This window comes from Hymenobacter miniatus (assembly GCF_016427455.1).
In the GTDB taxonomy this organism is placed as follows: Bacteria; Bacteroidota; Bacteroidia; order Cytophagales; family Hymenobacteraceae; genus Hymenobacter; species Hymenobacter armeniacus.
The window spans coordinates 1-14,049 of record NZ_JAELXR010000013.1 but is presented as its reverse complement, the minus strand read 5'-3'; the positions used below and the strand labels follow the sequence as shown (position 1 = coordinate 14,049).

At 62.9% G+C, this 14,049-nt stretch carries 13 protein-coding genes; 7 read left to right on the top strand and 6 right to left on the bottom strand.

Annotation, left to right across the window (positions count from 1 at the left end; translation table 11 throughout):
• The first annotated feature begins 15 nt into the window (after window positions 1-15).
• From JAO73_RS18025 to JAO73_RS18005, 5 genes are all read left to right on the top strand, one after another.
• Window positions 16-1,062, top strand: a complete 1,047-nt coding sequence (locus JAO73_RS18025; RefSeq protein ID WP_198978536.1) for a DHH family phosphoesterase — start codon at window positions 16-18, stop codon at window positions 1,060-1,062.
• A 38-nt stretch (window positions 1,063-1,100) separates the two neighbouring features.
• Entirely contained in the window at window positions 1,101-2,144 is a 1,044-nt protein-coding gene (locus tag JAO73_RS18020; RefSeq protein WP_233169273.1) for an FKBP-type peptidyl-prolyl cis-trans isomerase, read from the top strand.
• Window positions 2,145-2,238: 94 nt separating this feature from the next.
• Window positions 2,239-2,838 (top strand): FKBP-type peptidyl-prolyl cis-trans isomerase, encoded by a 600-nt coding sequence (locus tag JAO73_RS18015; RefSeq protein ID WP_198978533.1) that lies wholly within the window; start codon window positions 2,239-2,241, stop codon window positions 2,836-2,838.
• 7 nt (window positions 2,839-2,845) lie between these two features.
• A complete protein-coding gene (locus JAO73_RS18010) occupies window positions 2,846-3,361 on the top strand; it encodes an FKBP-type peptidyl-prolyl cis-trans isomerase (RefSeq protein WP_198978531.1) in 516 nt (171 codons plus the stop codon).
• Between the two features lie 49 nt (window positions 3,362-3,410).
• Window positions 3,411-4,367, top strand: coding sequence for an FKBP-type peptidyl-prolyl cis-trans isomerase (locus JAO73_RS18005; RefSeq protein ID WP_198978529.1), 957 nt, complete (start codon window positions 3,411-3,413; stop codon window positions 4,365-4,367).
• A gap of 18 nt (window positions 4,368-4,385) precedes the next feature.
• On the opposite strand, the gene recO is transcribed toward JAO73_RS18005, so the two are convergent.
• The 4 genes from recO to JAO73_RS17985 all read right to left on the bottom strand — a co-directional run bounded on the left by recO (window position 4,386) and on the right by JAO73_RS17985 (window position 8,912).
• The gene (recO, locus tag JAO73_RS18000) at window positions 4,386-5,105 is read right to left on the bottom strand and encodes a DNA repair protein RecO (protein WP_198978528.1); all 720 of its coding nucleotides are present in this window, start codon (window positions 5,103-5,105) and stop codon (window positions 4,386-4,388) included.
• A gap of 128 nt (window positions 5,106-5,233) precedes the next feature.
• Window positions 5,234-7,606 (bottom strand): type IX secretion system anionic LPS delivery protein PorZ, encoded by a 2,373-nt coding sequence (gene porZ / locus JAO73_RS17995; protein ID WP_198978527.1) that lies wholly within the window; start codon window positions 7,604-7,606, stop codon window positions 5,234-5,236.
• Window positions 7,607-7,698: 92 nt separating this feature from the next.
• Window positions 7,699-8,325: a thymidine kinase gene (locus JAO73_RS17990; protein ID WP_198978526.1), complete on the bottom strand. Its 627-nt coding sequence runs from the start codon at window positions 8,323-8,325 to the stop codon at window positions 7,699-7,701.
• Window positions 8,326-8,579: 254 nt separating this feature from the next.
• Window positions 8,580-8,912, bottom strand: coding sequence for a 2Fe-2S iron-sulfur cluster-binding protein (locus JAO73_RS17985; RefSeq protein WP_198978525.1), 333 nt, complete (start codon window positions 8,910-8,912; stop codon window positions 8,580-8,582).
• 36 nt (window positions 8,913-8,948) lie between these two features.
• Here JAO73_RS17985 and JAO73_RS17980 point away from each other — a divergent pair, with 36 nt between their 5' ends.
• On the top strand, window positions 8,949-10,139 hold the full coding sequence (locus JAO73_RS17980; protein WP_198978524.1) for a DUF8457 domain-containing protein: 1,191 nt from the start codon (window positions 8,949-8,951) through the stop codon (window positions 10,137-10,139).
• Window position 10,140: 1 nt separating this feature from the next.
• Window positions 10,141-11,205 (top strand): hypothetical protein, encoded by a 1,065-nt coding sequence (locus JAO73_RS17975; protein WP_198978523.1) that lies wholly within the window; start codon window positions 10,141-10,143, stop codon window positions 11,203-11,205.
• Here JAO73_RS17975 and JAO73_RS17970 read toward each other — a convergent pair.
• Both JAO73_RS17970 and rodA read right to left on the bottom strand, forming a co-directional pair.
• On the bottom strand, window positions 11,168-12,217 hold the full coding sequence (locus JAO73_RS17970; RefSeq protein ID WP_198978522.1) for a hypothetical protein: 1,050 nt from the start codon (window positions 12,215-12,217) through the stop codon (window positions 11,168-11,170). The genes JAO73_RS17975 and JAO73_RS17970 overlap by 38 nt on opposite strands.
• 296 nt (window positions 12,218-12,513) lie before the next feature.
• The gene (rodA, locus tag JAO73_RS17965) at window positions 12,514-13,809 is read right to left on the bottom strand and encodes a rod shape-determining protein RodA (RefSeq protein ID WP_198978521.1); all 1,296 of its coding nucleotides are present in this window, start codon (window positions 13,807-13,809) and stop codon (window positions 12,514-12,516) included.
• Window positions 13,810-14,049: the final 240 nt, after the last annotated feature.

Genomic DNA, 14,049 nt, shown 5'->3' with positions numbered 1-14,049 from the left:
CCATTCACGTTGTCGATGTCTAGTTCCATCCTCGCCCTGCAGGCGTTGCTCGCGCAGCCCAAGCAGGTTGTTATCACCACCCACCACAAGCCCGACGCCGACGCGCTGGGCTCGTCGCTGGCCTGGGCCGGTTACCTGAAGCAAAAGGGCCATCACGTGACCGTGGTCACCCCCTCCGACTACCCCGCCTTCCTCAATTGGATGGAAGGCAACGACGAAGTGGTGGTGTACGACAAGCGCCAGAACGACCGCCAGGTACGCGACCTGGTGAGCCGCGCCGAGGTCATCTGTTGCCTCGATTTCAGCTGCCTCGGCCGCATCAACGAGCTTGGCGAGTACGTGCGCCAAGCCAGCGGGGTAAAAGTGCTGGTGGACCACCACCAAGAGCCCGAAAGCTTTGCCGACATTGTGTTTTCGACCCCCTCGGCGGCCGCGACGGCCGAATTGATTTTCGAAATCATCCGCGACTTGGGCGACCAGGACCTCATCACCAAAGGCATTGGCGAAGCCCTCTACGCGGGCATCATGACCGACACGGGCTCGTTTCGCCACCCCAGCACCTCGCGCAACGTGCACCTCATCATCGCCGAGCTGCTGAAAGTGAACGTGGACCTCTCGAAGGTGCACCGCCTCATCTACGACTCGCATTCCGAAATCCGCCTGCGCTTCCTCGGCTTCGTGCTGAAGGACAAGCTGGTGGTGAACCGCGAGTTCAACACGGCCTACATCGCCATCACGCAGGATGAGCTGCGCGAGTACCAAAGCAAAACCGGCGACACCGAAGGCCTGGTGAACTACGCGCTGAGCATTGAAGGCATCAAGTTCGCGGCCGTATTCATTGACCGCGGCGTGGCCGTGAAAATTTCTTTCCGCTCGGTGGGCAACTTCTCGGTGAGCGACTTTTCGCGCCGCCATTTCGACGGCGGCGGGCACCACAACGCCGCTGGCGGCATCAGCTACGACACCCTGGATGCAACCGTGGAGCGCTTCCTCAGCATCCTGCCTGAGTACAAGGAACAATTAACGGGTGTGCCCGCCGCCGTAGCGCCGCCGGTGGCGTAACTTTGAACCGTTTCTGATTCTTCACTTCTTTTATTTTCATGCGTTTTTCCTCCCGCTCTGCGCGGCAGCTGGCCCTGGCGGCCGGCGTGCTGAGCTTCGCCTCCCTCACCGCCTGCAACAAAGACGGCGGTGACTTTGCCAAGACCAAGTCCGGCATCGAATACAAGATTTTCAAGAAAGTTGGCAACAGCTACGAGCGGCGCGACATCAACCCCGACGGTGACCCCACCTACAAGGACCGCATTGGCAAGTTCCTGCTCGGCCACATGCAGTACCGCACCGGCAAGGACTCGGTGCTCCAAAACACCCGCCGCGACGTGGGCCTGCCCGTGCCCCTGCCCCTGCAGGAGCTAAAGCAAAAAGGGGCTCCCGACGAGGCCCTGTCCCTGCTCCAGCCCGGCGACAGCGGCGTGTTCCGCTTCCAGGTCGACTCGCTGATTAAGCCCAAGTCGGGCCAGCCCGTGCCGCCTTTCCTGCGCCGCGGCGGCAATGTGGTGATGATGTACGTGGCCACCACGGGCAAGCTCATCGACCAGGCCGAGGCCCAGGCCATGCAGCCCGAGTTGCAAAAACGGGCCATGGCCGCCCAGTTGAAGCAGCGCATGGCTTCTCCCGAATTTAAAAAGCAGATGGAGGCCCAAAAAGCCGCCCAGGCCAAGGCCCTGGCCGAGCCCGCCGTGCAGGCCCAGTTCAAAAAGGACGACGCCGTGCTGCAGGATTACATCAAGAAAAACAACCTCACGATGCAGAAAACGGCTTCGGGCATCTACTACCAGGTGCTGAAGCCGGGCACGGGTGCCAAGCCGACCAGCGGCCAAACCGTGAGCGTGAACTACAGCGGCACGTTGCTTAGCGGCAAAGAGTTTGACTCGTCGGCCAAAGCCGGCAAGCCGATTGACTTCCCCATCGGCCAGGGTGCCGTGATTCCGGGCTGGGACGAAGGCATTGCCCTGCTCAACAAAGGCAGCCGCGCCATTCTGCTCATTCCTTCGCCGCTGGCCTACGGCACGCGCGGGGCTGGCGCCGACATTCCGGCCAACTCGCCCCTGAAATTTGAAGTGGAACTTGTTGACGTTCAATAATCCTTACATTACCTGAGTTCCAATTCCGGCCAACGGGCGACGCGGCACTGCTGCCCGGGCTCCGTTGGCCGGAATCTTTTTTTGCCTCTTCCCCATGAAAAATTTTCTGCTCCGTTCGCGCTATTGGGTGCTGGCGGCTGGCTTGTTGCTGACGGCGCCGGCTTTCTGGTCGTGCAATTCCCAATCGTCGTTCCAAAAAAACCTGGCCGAACGCGAAAACACGTTGAAAATCATCGACGAGGACACCATCCAACGGTATTTGCAGCGCAACAACCTCACCAGCAAGGCCACCCGCACCAATTCGGGCCTGTATTTGGTGAGCTTGGTTGACGGCAACGGCCCGGCCATTACGGCGGGCAAGCAGGTGACGCTCAAGTACGTGGGCCGCTTTCTGAGCAACGGCGCTTTTCCCGGCTCGACGGGCTACCCGGCCTCGCCGGGCAACCCCAACTACCCCGCCGGGGCCATTTTCGACAACTCGGCCGACAACCGCACGCCCTGCGGCTGCGTGGTGTTTACGGCCGGCGACCCGGCCATTCGGCCCGGCTTCAACGAAGGCTTGCTGCTGATGCGCAAAGGCGACCGCAAGCTGCTGCTGCTGCCCTCGCGTCTGGCGTATGGTCAGTTGGGCTCCGTCGGCATCCCGCCAGATTCGGCCCTGCTGTTTGACGTAGAAATTCTTGACGTTCAGTAAGCCACCCATGACGCACCGGGCAACACGCCGCTGGCTGCTAGGCGCCGCTTTGGGGGTGGCCTTGGCCACTGGCAGCGCCCAGGCGCAAGACACCGGCGCCAAGCCGGCCGTGCCCACCACGCCCACCGCCCCTACGGCCGGCGCCGATACCACCCGGCTCGTGGAACAACGCACGCCGAAGGGAGTGCGCTACGCCTTTCGTGAGCTTGGCACCGGCCCTCTGCCCAAGGCAGGCAGCCGCGTGGCCGTGCGCTACACCGGTTTTTTGCCCGATGGCCGCGTGTTCGACGCCACCGAGGCCTGGGGTGCGCCGCTGCGGTTCCGGGTGGGGCGGCACGAAGTCATTGCCGGCTGGGACGAAGTCCTGCCGCTGCTGCCCGTGGGCTCGCGCGCGCGGGTATGGATTCCGGCCGCGCTGGCCTACGGCGCCAAAGGCGTGCGCCACCCCGACGACGATTCCCGCTACCTGATTCCGCCAAACACCGAGTTGGTGTTTGAGCTGCAAGTCTTGAGCGTGCGCTGACCCCGACGCGACGCCGGCGCAACCGACCACTTTTCGCTTTCCCCCGCTAATGACGCGTCCTTTTTTGCTTCTTCTGGCCGTTGCGCTGCTCGTAGTGGGCTCGCCGGCCATGGCCCAGACCTCCGGCCCCGAGTATGCCCGCCTGCCCTCGGGCACCGAGTACCGCCTGTTTCGCAAAGACGCGGCGGGCCGCTACCAGCCCCGAGCCCTGGCGCCTTCCGATGCGCCCTATGCCAGCCGCGCCGGCCAGGTGCTCACCGTGTACATGGAATTTCGGACCGGCCGCGATTCCGTGCTCATGAACTCGCGCCGCATGCAGCCCACGCCGCAGCCCGTGCAACTGCCCGAAAAGCCCGCCCGCGGCGGCATCGAGGAAGCCTTGGGCCTGCTGCTGCCCGGCGACAGCGCCGTGTTTCGCCTGCAGGCCGACACGGTATTTGCCAACACGTTTCATCAGGCCGTGCCGCCGTTCCTGCGCAAGAGCGGCAATACGCTGGTGGTGCTGGCCAGCGCCCGTGAACTGCTGACGGTGCCCGAAATGATGGCCCGCCAAGAAAAGCTGCAGGCCGAAATGCTGAAGCAGGAGCAAGCCCGGTCTGCCGGCCAAATGGCCAAGGACGTGGCCCAAATTCAGGCCTACCTCAAGAAAAACCACGCCACGGCCAAGAAAACGGCCGGCGGCACCTACTACATCATCAAGAAGCTGGGCACGGGCCTGCCGCCCAAAAAGGGCCAAACCGTGCGCGTGCTGTACCGCGGCACGGTGCTGGCCACCGGCCAGGAATTCGATTCGTCGGCCAAGCACGGCAACGAGCCCATTGCCTTTGCGCTAGGCCAGGGCCAGGTCATTCCGGGCTGGGACCAGGGCATTGCCATGCTCACCAAGGGCAGCAAAGCGGTGCTGCTCATTCCTTCGCCGCTGGCCTACGGCTCGCGCGGGGCCGGCGCCGACATCCCGGCCAACGCCGTGCTGCGCTTTGAAGTAGAGCTTGTCGACTTTCAGTAAAGCCTGCTGGTCGCGGCCCTAGTTGAGCACCTGCGACAAAATATCGAGCGAACGAATTTCGCCTAGCTGCTCCACGTGCAGCTGGTAGTACCGAATGATGACGTTGAGCAGCTCGTGCCGCACGCGGCCGTTGGGGATGGTGCTGGTGGCCGGGTCGCGCAGCAGCTCGTCGAAATAGCCGTCGAACTCGTGTAAACGCAGGGTAGCCGGGCCGGTGGCGCCCTTGCTGGTGGGCGCGTGGCCGGCCATCAGTACTTGGTCGGTAAGTTCGGAGCCGGAGCTGATGCCGAAGCCGAGGTAAGCGGCCAGCTCCAGCAAAAAAACCAGGGCAAAGTTTTCGGCGCCGGCGGTCTGGCGGTCGAAAGCCAGTATGGAATCGTGCAAGAACTGGAACAGGGGCTCGTTCTGCTCTTCTTCGCGCACGGCCCGGCTCACCACTTCCGACAGAAATAGCACCACGCTGCTTTTTTGCACCTCGTAGGGTAAGGTTTGAAAAGGCTCGGCGCACCTGAACTCCGACAGGCGGGTGAGGCCGCCGCTGCCTTTGGCCACGTAGGCCACCAGTTCGAGCAGCGTGAAGGGCTGAAACAGCGCGATGCGGCCCGGCGGCTTGGCCTTGCGCACGCCGTTCACCACGTAGCTCTGCACACCCAGCCGCTCGGTGTAGACGCGGGCAATGATGCTGGTTTCGCGGTATTTCAGGTAGCTGAGGACAATGCCTCGGGTCTTTATCAGCATAAATCCATCTCGTTGACGCGCCGACCGTTGATGAGCCGATTGCGGATGCCTGCAAGTGCGGCTTTCGATTCACTGAATCTTTCGACACTTCCGCCCGGCACCAATCACTTGGTCAGCGCCCCAAACAACTATTTGCTTAGTACGGCCACTTTGCTTACGCAGCCATTTTTGCCATCGGCGTCGGTCGACAGCACCAGGTATACGCCGGAGCGGACGCGCTGGCCTTCGGGGTTGGTCAGGTTCCAGGTCACGGTGCCGCCAGCGGCTTTGGTGGCGTACACCAGATGGCCCGCCACGTCGGTAATCTTTACCACGGCGTTGTTGGCCAGGCCCGAAATGCCCAGCGTGCCAGCGAATTCGGGTCGCACGGGGTTGGGGAACACCGCGGAGCATTTCACGTCGCCCTCCGTCACGGTGGCTGTGCCCCGAAACGACACCACGCCCCCGTCGGTGGCCACCCACACCTCGCCGGTCTTGTCGTTCACCTTCACGTCGATGATGCGGTCGGACGGCAGCGGGCTGTTGGCGGTGGTAAAATGCAGCAGCGCCTCGTCGGCATCAGGGCTGAAGAGCCAGAGGCCCCGGTCGGTGCCAAACCACTTGCGGTCGGCCCCATCCACGGCCAACGTGCGCACGGCCTCGCTGTAGAGGGCGTTGAAGCCGGAGCCTTCGCCCCGCGTCACCAACGGCTGCGAGAAGCCGTTGGTGGTGGCAAACGGCCCCTCGGGCTCGCGGAAATACGCCACGCCCTTGATGGTGGCGGCCCAGATGTAACCGCGCCGGTCTTTGGCCAGCTCGTAAATCTGATTGTCGGGCAAGCCCGAGGACGTGTTGAACAGCCGCGGCGCATTCGGCGACGTCGGGTTCGGGTCGACGGCGTAGAGGCCGATGGCCGGGCCGCCCACGCTGCTGGCGTCAGTTTTGCGCGACACCGACACCCACGCATAGCCGTTGTCGTCTAAAGCAATGCGTTCGAGCGCATCGAAGCCAAACGTGTAGGGAATAACCTGCCAGGTGGTGGTGGCCGGGTCGAAGATGGACAGGCCCGAGCGTCCGTTGTTCTCCAAGTGGCGGTTCACCACCCACACCTTGCCTTCGGGCGTAGCCGCCACGTCGGTGATTTCCACGCGGTTAGGATTGCTAAAAAAGGTGCCTAGCAGAGGACTGCCGGCGGGCGAGTTTTCGCCGAAGCGACGGAAATCGTTGGGGCCTCGCCATTCCAGCAGGCCGCCGCCGTACGTGGCCACGTAAAGGGTGCCGTCGGGGGTGCGGGTGCCGCGCACCGGACTGGTGGGGTTGGGAAAGGCCGCCAGGCTCGGAAAGGCCGTGGCTGTGTAGTTGGTCCATTGCCCGTTTGCGTACTCATAGAAGCCATTTTTGGCCCCATTTGGCTGGTAACGTTCCGAATACCCCCCCGTGAATACATTGACTTTGTTAGAGCGCGCATCGGCTAGCAGCCCAAAAGACGTACTGGTTTCGGGTCCGTTTGCTACGAAAAACTCCGACGTTTTGCCCACCCCGGGAGCCACCCGTTGCAGGCCCAGGCTGTAGTTGGCCACATAATAGTTGCCGTCGCGCGACCGCACCGCGTCTTGGATAAACGACGAACCGGCGGCTGGCGGCACCACGGTTGACACCACTCCGTTGCGGCCGAGCAGGCGCACCCCGGCCTGGTCGTCCACGATGAGCAGACCCACGCTGCTGCTGCGCAGGCTGCGGTATTGCCCGGCCCCGGTGCCCGGTACGGGCTGCCACGTAGCCGCGGTTGGATTAGCAGCGGGCACGTATTTGAACACCGAAGTGCCACTGCCTTCCACGGCAGCGTACACTTGGCCGGCATCGGCGGCCACGAAGTGGTACACGCGTTGCGTGGCCGTGCCCGGCGGCACCGGCTGATACAGCGTCCAGTTGCGGTAGTCAAGCAGGTTTTGCGACAACAGGCCGCGCAACAGGCCTACCGACGTGGCGGCGTACAGCGCCCCACCGGCCACGGCCGCATCGTACACGTTCACCACCGTGCCGCCAGGACCGATATTGGAGTAAGTGTCGCTGATTTCCAGCTTGGTCAGGTCAATGGCCAAGAGGCCGAAACTGGTGCTCACGTAAGCTTTACCCGCGCCAATCGATACCTGGTTGATGTCCTTATTGCCCTGAATGGATTTGCGCAGCACGTCGCTGATGTTGCGCACGCGGCCATTGGCTTGCAGAATGTCGATGTTGGCGTCGCGGTAGGCCAGCACCGTTTGCTTGGAAACAGAGTCGTAGGCCAGCGCGGCCACGTTCACGCCGTTCAGGCCGTCGCGCTGCGAGAGCACCTGCGAGGCATTTAGCTTTTTGTCGAAGAAATAGAAGGCGTTTTCGGTGGCCACGTACACCCGGTCGCCGGCATCGGCCAGGCGCAGGGGGCGGCTGGAGGGCAAATGCAACTGCCAGTCGCCATAACCTACGGTCTGGGCTTGGTTGCTTCCGGCCAATAACAACAACCCGGCGAGTGCCAACAAAGAACGGAAAAGGTGGGTCATACGCTCGTCAAAACTCAGATGAAGAAGTAGCGGGCCACGAGGCCGTTCTTGCCAACGCTGCGCCCGCCGATTTAGTGCGCGGCAGTGGTGCCCACCTCCTGCGCGGGCCGCTCGGCTTGCATGCCGCCCAGAAAGCAGGGCCGGCAGCGGGCTTCATACGAATCGGTTTCGCCCAACAGCACCTGGTCTTCGCTCGCCGCAATGCGGTACGAATACGACGCAATTTCGCCGCAGCACACGCACACGGCGTGCACCTTGGTCACGTATTCGGCCGTGGCCAGCAGGGCCGGCATGGGGCCGAACGGGCGGCCGCGGTAGTCCATGTCGAGCCCGGCCACGATGACGCGGGTGCCGTTGTTGGCCAGTTGCTCGCACACGTCCACCAGCGAGTCGTCGAAAAACTGTGCCTCGTCGATGCCCACCACGTCGGAGCCCGCGGCCAGGAGCAGGATTTCCGACGGCACGGCCACCGGCGTGGAGCGAATGCGGGCCGCGTTGTGGCTCACCACGTCTTCGGCGTGGTAGCGGGTGTCAACGGCGGGCTTAAAGATTTCGACCTGCTGCCGCGCAATGCGGGCGCGGGTGAGGCGGCGAATGAGCTCTTCGGTCTTGCCCGAGAACATGGAGCCGCACACCACTTCTATCCAGCCCCGGCGCGGGGCGTTGTGGCGGTTGCCAACGCGGGGTTCAATAAACACAAGCGAAAAAAACAGGTGAGCAAACAGGACGACCACGTCCCAACGGAAGCTCTAAAGTACGCCCGGCGGCGGCTTGCCTCAAGCGCCAAAGTATTTCTTTCGAGCCCAGTCGCACGCACTCAGGCGCTTGTATTCGGCGTAATTTTTCGCACTTCCGCTAGCAACCAAGTCAGCTGCCCCGGTGTGCGCCCCGGCTCCCGGTAGGGCTGCTTGCCATAACTCCACAATGCAGAGTGCTTGGTTTGATGCGCCGGCTATACCCCATCGGGCAGATACTGCACGTGGGGCAGCTTCGTGGCCTCCGGCACGCGGCCCGTGGCGTCGCCGGCCAGCAGGCGGGTTTGACAGGTCAGCCGCTCGGTGGGCTGCAGGCGGCCGGCGGCCCGGTAGCGCAGCTCCGCATCGGTGGGTGGGCTCAGGTTTTCGAGGCCGGTGCGCACCTGCACGCGGCAGGTGGTGCAGCGGCCCTTGGCCCCGCAGGCGTGCATCCAGTCGTGGCCAGCGGCCTGAATGGCGGCCAGCAGCGTGGCGCCGGATGGCACTTCCACGGGCGCGCCGGGCAGGTTCTCAATCGTCAGGAGGGGCATTTGTGCCTAACTTGGGCCACCGAAACCGGCCTACTTATGAACGACAAATATAGCCTCGCCAAGTGCGCCCAATACGGCCGCCGCCTGGCCGCCCGGCTCTGCGACCAGCATTTCGCGGGCTCTTCTTCGGCCCCGCTCGATGGCCCGGCGGTGCTCAAATTCACGCCGGTGCGGCAGGTCAACCTGCTGGTCGTGCGTCAGTTGCTCGGCCAATGGCAAGCCGAAACCGCCCGCCTGCGCAGCCCTTACTTCGATTTTGAAGCCGCCCCCGTGCAAGCTGCCCTCACGCAGTTCATGAACGTGCTGTCGCGCCACATCAGCCTGGGCCGCGAGGCCTACGAGCCGCTGCTGGCCCAGGCCACTGCCGACACGCTCGGCCTGGTGGCCGACCCCGTGGACAGCTTCCAGCGCCTCGTGTTGGGCAACGCCGAAGCCCCCACGCTCACCTCGCTGCGCGAAAGCCTGCGTTACATCGACGTCGACAAGGCGTTTTACCAAGGCTTCATCGATAGCCTGCCCAACAGCAACGACCTGAGCCGCGACTTCCTCACGCACCGCTTTGAGCTGTACCACGCCGCCAATTACAAGGCGCACCAGCCCATGCAGCGCCTCGTGACAGAGCTCAGCGCCCTGCTGCCCCTCACCACCGCCGACCTGCTGGAGGACGGGCCGGTTTCGGCCACCACGGCACCGCCTGCTGCCGAACCCGTGGCGGCGGCGCCCACTGCCCCGCCCGCCATGCCTGCACCGGAACCGCCCGCAGTAGTGACTCCGCCCAGCTTTGTGGCCCCCTCGGCTCCGGTGGCCCCGCCTGCAGCCCCCGCTCCGCCGCCCGCTGCTCCACCGGCGCCTGCCCGCCCGCTCCCCAACACCGATGCGGCCAACGTGCCACTGCACGAAAAGCTGAAAGCTGTGCAGCCCACCGCCGCGCCCCTGGCCGAAACCTTGCGCGCTAGCGCCGCGCCTTCCCTGGCCGAGCGAAGCGGACCCAAGGTGGAAACCCTGCGCGAAGCCATTTCCATCAACCAGCGCTTCAGCTTCATCAACGAGCTTTTTGGCGGCGAAAACATGGACTACCACGCGGCCATTCAGCACCTCGACTCATTGCCCACCGCCGAGCAGGCCCGGGCCTACGTCAGCGGCGACCTGTCGCAGCGCTACGACTGGAGCCGCAAGGAAGAGCACGTCAACAAGCTGCTGAAGCTCATTGAGCGCAAGTTTGCCTAACGTGCCTGCTACAGTGGGCAAGCCCCCGTTTGGGCCGCGGCTGCGGCGCTGGCTGCTGCCGTGGCTGGTGGCCGTGGCCGCCCTGGCCAACCTGGCGTACCCCATGTACGTGCACTACGATTTCTCGCACTCGCCCGACACCCGCAGCTACCTGCGCATGGCCGCGGGGCGGTTCGACAGCGTGCGCGTTACGCACCGCTACCGCGTGCTGGTGCCTGCCGCGGCCGCCGCAGTGGCTGCGCCCGTGGCCCGGCTCTACGCCCGCGTGTGGCCCCAGCGCCCTGCGGGGCAATGGCCGTTGCGCTTTTCCTTTTACTTAGTGAATTGCCTGCTGCTGGCGGCGGCTGGAGCTTGCTGGTTCAACGCGGCCCGCCAGACCGGTGCTTCGCCCGAAGCGGCCGGCTTGGCCATGCTGGCCGTGCTCACCAGCCGCTGGGCAGTTTACGGCGCCGGCCTGCCCCTCACCGACAGCCTGTACCTGCTGGCAACCGGGCTGGGCTACTACGCCATCCGGCGCGGCGCTGGGGGCGGCTGGGCTTTGGCGATGGCATTGCTGCTCGGCCCCCTGGCCAAGGAATCTTTCGTTTTCTGGCTGCCCTGGTTGTTCTGGTTCGGCCGCCACAGTCTCACCTGGCCCAAGCAGCTGGCAGCCTTGGCGGTGGGCCTCGCCGCCTTGTTTGCGGTACATTTTTGGGTCGATGCCCACGTCGGTGCCCCCACCAGCCAGTCGGTTTCCAATGCGCTTGACCATTTTCACAACGTGATTTACTCGTTGCACCGGGCCGCATCTCCCAAAGGCTTGGGCGAGTTGCTGAGCATATTTGGCTTCTTCATCCTCGTGCTTGCGCTCGCCTTGTGGCTAGAAAAAAACCAGGGTGCCCGCTCCGCTGAAAGTTTATTCAGCTCGCTCGGTTGGGCAGAGCTTGGCCTGCTTGCCGTTGTGGCCATTCACATGCTTCTTTCCGGCGACTTGGGCCGCATGGGCTACCTGGCGGCTCCGGCATTCTGCGTTGCGCTGGCGCTGGTTTTCACGCATTGGCGCCGCCTTCTCCTCCCAACCCAATAACGCGGCGCGGCAGCCCGGCCAGCGCCAGCGCCAACAACGCCGGCCACACCGGCACCAGGAAGCGGGCCGCGCCCAGCGGCCCCGTCAGCCCTGCCACGTAAAGCAGTAATGCCAGCGCCACCCAGCGGCCATGCCGCCATACCTTCGCCGCACTGCCAAGCCGCCTAAATCCCCGCCACGCCAGCCACACACGCCCCGCATTCGCCAGGAAAATCAGCCCCAACCAGCTCAGCAAACCCACTGGCAGGCCGGCTATGGCTCGCCACAACCCACCATTCCGCACCTGGGCCAGTAGCCCGCCCCCTGCCGGCGGCGCCAGGTGCAGAAACTGGCTCAAGTCAAAACGGCCGGGGTCTACGAAAAATGTGGCCATGCCCAACGCATGTTGCCGGGCATACACCACCGGATGTGCCCACAGTACCGCCTTGGCTCGCAGTTGAATAACCCGCTGCCTCGAAGCAAAATTGCGTTGTGCATTCGCTTCGCGTAGCACGCCGGCAACCCATTTCTCCTCCGCCTCGGCTCCCTGCACTTGCCGCACCACGCCGGCCGCGTTGTAATGCAGCAAATTGATATCGGTAATGCTCGAGAAATGAAAAAAGCCCGTCCGATGCTCGTTCCAGCCCATATATAGCCCCACCACCACGGCCGGGATGATGCCCAGCACCGCCAGCCCCAGCTTTCTACGCCGCCATGCCAGCGCCGCGCCCACACCCCCCATAGCAAAGGCAAGCGGGTAGAAGACCGGCTTTATCAACAGCGCCACCACTAGGGCTATCGCCACCCCAGCCACATATATAGCCTTGCCTCGTTTGAAGTAAAGCAGTGCGGCAAGCAACATGACTAGTAACGTAGTCTGCAGCAGCAATTCGCTCATCACCGCATTGGCATAAATGAGCTGCGCCGGAAATGTTAAACAAACAACCATCGCCGTCGCCCATTGCTTGGCGCTCGGCCGGGCCCATCGCGCCCACCACAGCAACACAAGCCCAATGTTGAGCAAGCTCAACACATTTTGCACTACCAGCAAAGTCACCGGCTGCCCTACAGCCCCTCCCAACCCCAGCACCACCAGCGGGTACCCCGGCGGGCGCATGGTAAACTCCTGCACGGCCTGCCCCGCTGGCGCCTGAGCTGGCCACGGACGGGCATAAAGCTCACCGTGAAGCCGTACATTTTCCGCCGCCTGCCGGTATCGGTCCGTATCAGGAAAATTCCAACTTCCCAAGTACAGTGCCCCCCCCAGCGCCAGCGCATGCAGGCCCGCCACAACGACCCACACCCAGCTCGGCACACGCGGCGGCCTCATCAGCGCACCAAGTCCTGCTTGCGATAGGCATCAATTGCCAGCAAACTGAACAACAAGATGGTAAATGACCACAACGACGACCCCCCGTAACTGAAAAACGGCAGCGGAATGCCTACTACTGGGGCCAGCCCAATGGTCATGCCCACGTTCACCGTCACGTGAAAAAATAGAATGCTGGCCACGCAATACCCATACGTACGCCCAAAAACCGATTTCTGCCGTTCCGCCACATAAATTATGCGCCACAGCAAGGTCAGGTACAGTCCGAGCACCGCCAAGCTGCCCAACCACCCAAACTCCTCTCCCACCGTGCAGAAAATAAAGTCGGTGCTTTGCTCAGGCACGAAATCGAACTTCGTCTGCGTGCCCTGCAAAAAACCTTTGCCTAGCATCCCCCCCGAACCAATTGCAATTTTGCTCTGCGTCACGTTCCACCCCTTTCCCAGCGGGTCAGCCGAAGGGTTGATGAGTACTTCAATGCGTTGCCGCTGGTGCGGCTGAAGAACCTTGTTGTAAAAGAAATCTACGCCCACCACCATGCCAATTACCGCCAGCCACACGCCCACTGCCAAAGGCAAATGGTGCCGTAACACCCGGCGGCTCAGTCCCAATACCGCAATCAGTACCAGCGTAAAAGAACCCAATAGCCAAACTTTGGGCACCAATAGCGCCAAAAGCAGGATGGTTCCCGCTGCCGCCATCAGCAGCAGGATTAAGGGCGACATACCTTCCCGAAAGTACGCTAGCAGCAGAGCCCCGAACACCAGTGCTTGCCCCGATTCATTTGATGCCACTATTAACAAAGGCGGAAACAAGGTAATCCCGGCCAGCACTAACTGGTCACGCCAGTCCTGATACCGCAAATTGATGCTCGCCATAAACCGAGACGCTGCCAAAGCCGTCGTGAATTTGGCAAACTCCGCCGGCTGCAGTCGCACCGGTCCAATCTCCAACCACGAGCGCGACCCGGCGATGGGCCTTGCCACAAACATAGTTACTATCAGCAGCACAATCATGCCCGCATACAAAGCATACGCAAGTGTATCGTAAGCTTTATAATCCACCACCAACAAAATCACGACAAGCACCACAGCCGTAGCTATCCACAGCAGTTGCTTAAACCAGTTAAAAGCCATAAGCTTATCAAAGCTCAAGCTCGTGAGCGGGTTTTCAGGCACATCAGGCGAATAGCTCGATGCATAAATGCAAATCCATCCAGCCCCCACCAGTCCAACATACAGCAACACCGTCAACCAATCAATACTACGGCTATATCGAGCAGGTGAAACTTGCACAAGTAATATGACAGGTTAAAAGCAATGTCAAAAGTACTGCTCTTTAAAGCTTCCGTACTATACCCCCACTTATGTCCGTGGTCGAATCCTGTGTTCGGGCCGGCGGGTGGCGGGCGGGGGTTGCCGGCTACCCGGCGGGGGGGGGCGGGGGGTGGGGGGGGCCGGAAACGCAACCGTCCCCGGGCCGCTGGGGAAAGCGGCGCGGGGACGGGCAAGGAAAAGGTTGGCGGCGACCGACTC

Excerpts from the sequence above, each read along its gene's own strand:
- JAO73_RS18025 (WP_198978536.1), top strand. The coding sequence starts at position 16 with ATGTCTAGTTCCATCCTCGCCCTGCAGGCGTTGCTCGCGCAGCCCAAG.
- JAO73_RS18005 (WP_198978529.1), top strand. The coding sequence starts at position 3,411 with ATGACGCGTCCTTTTTTGCTTCTTCTGGCCGTTGCGCTGCTCGTAGTG.
- JAO73_RS17985 (WP_198978525.1), bottom strand. The coding sequence starts at position 8,912 with ATGCCCCTCCTGACGATTGAGAACCTGCCCGGCGCGCCCGTGGAAGTG.
- JAO73_RS18010 (WP_198978531.1), top strand. The coding sequence starts at position 2,846 with ATGACGCACCGGGCAACACGCCGCTGGCTGCTAGGCGCCGCTTTGGGG.
- JAO73_RS17980 (WP_198978524.1), top strand. The coding sequence starts at position 8,949 with ATGAACGACAAATATAGCCTCGCCAAGTGCGCCCAATACGGCCGCCGC.
- JAO73_RS18015 (WP_198978533.1), top strand. The coding sequence starts at position 2,239 with ATGAAAAATTTTCTGCTCCGTTCGCGCTATTGGGTGCTGGCGGCTGGC.
- JAO73_RS18020 (WP_233169273.1), top strand. The coding sequence starts at position 1,101 with ATGCGTTTTTCCTCCCGCTCTGCGCGGCAGCTGGCCCTGGCGGCCGGC.
- recO (WP_198978528.1), bottom strand. The coding sequence starts at position 5,105 with ATGCTGATAAAGACCCGAGGCATTGTCCTCAGCTACCTGAAATACCGC.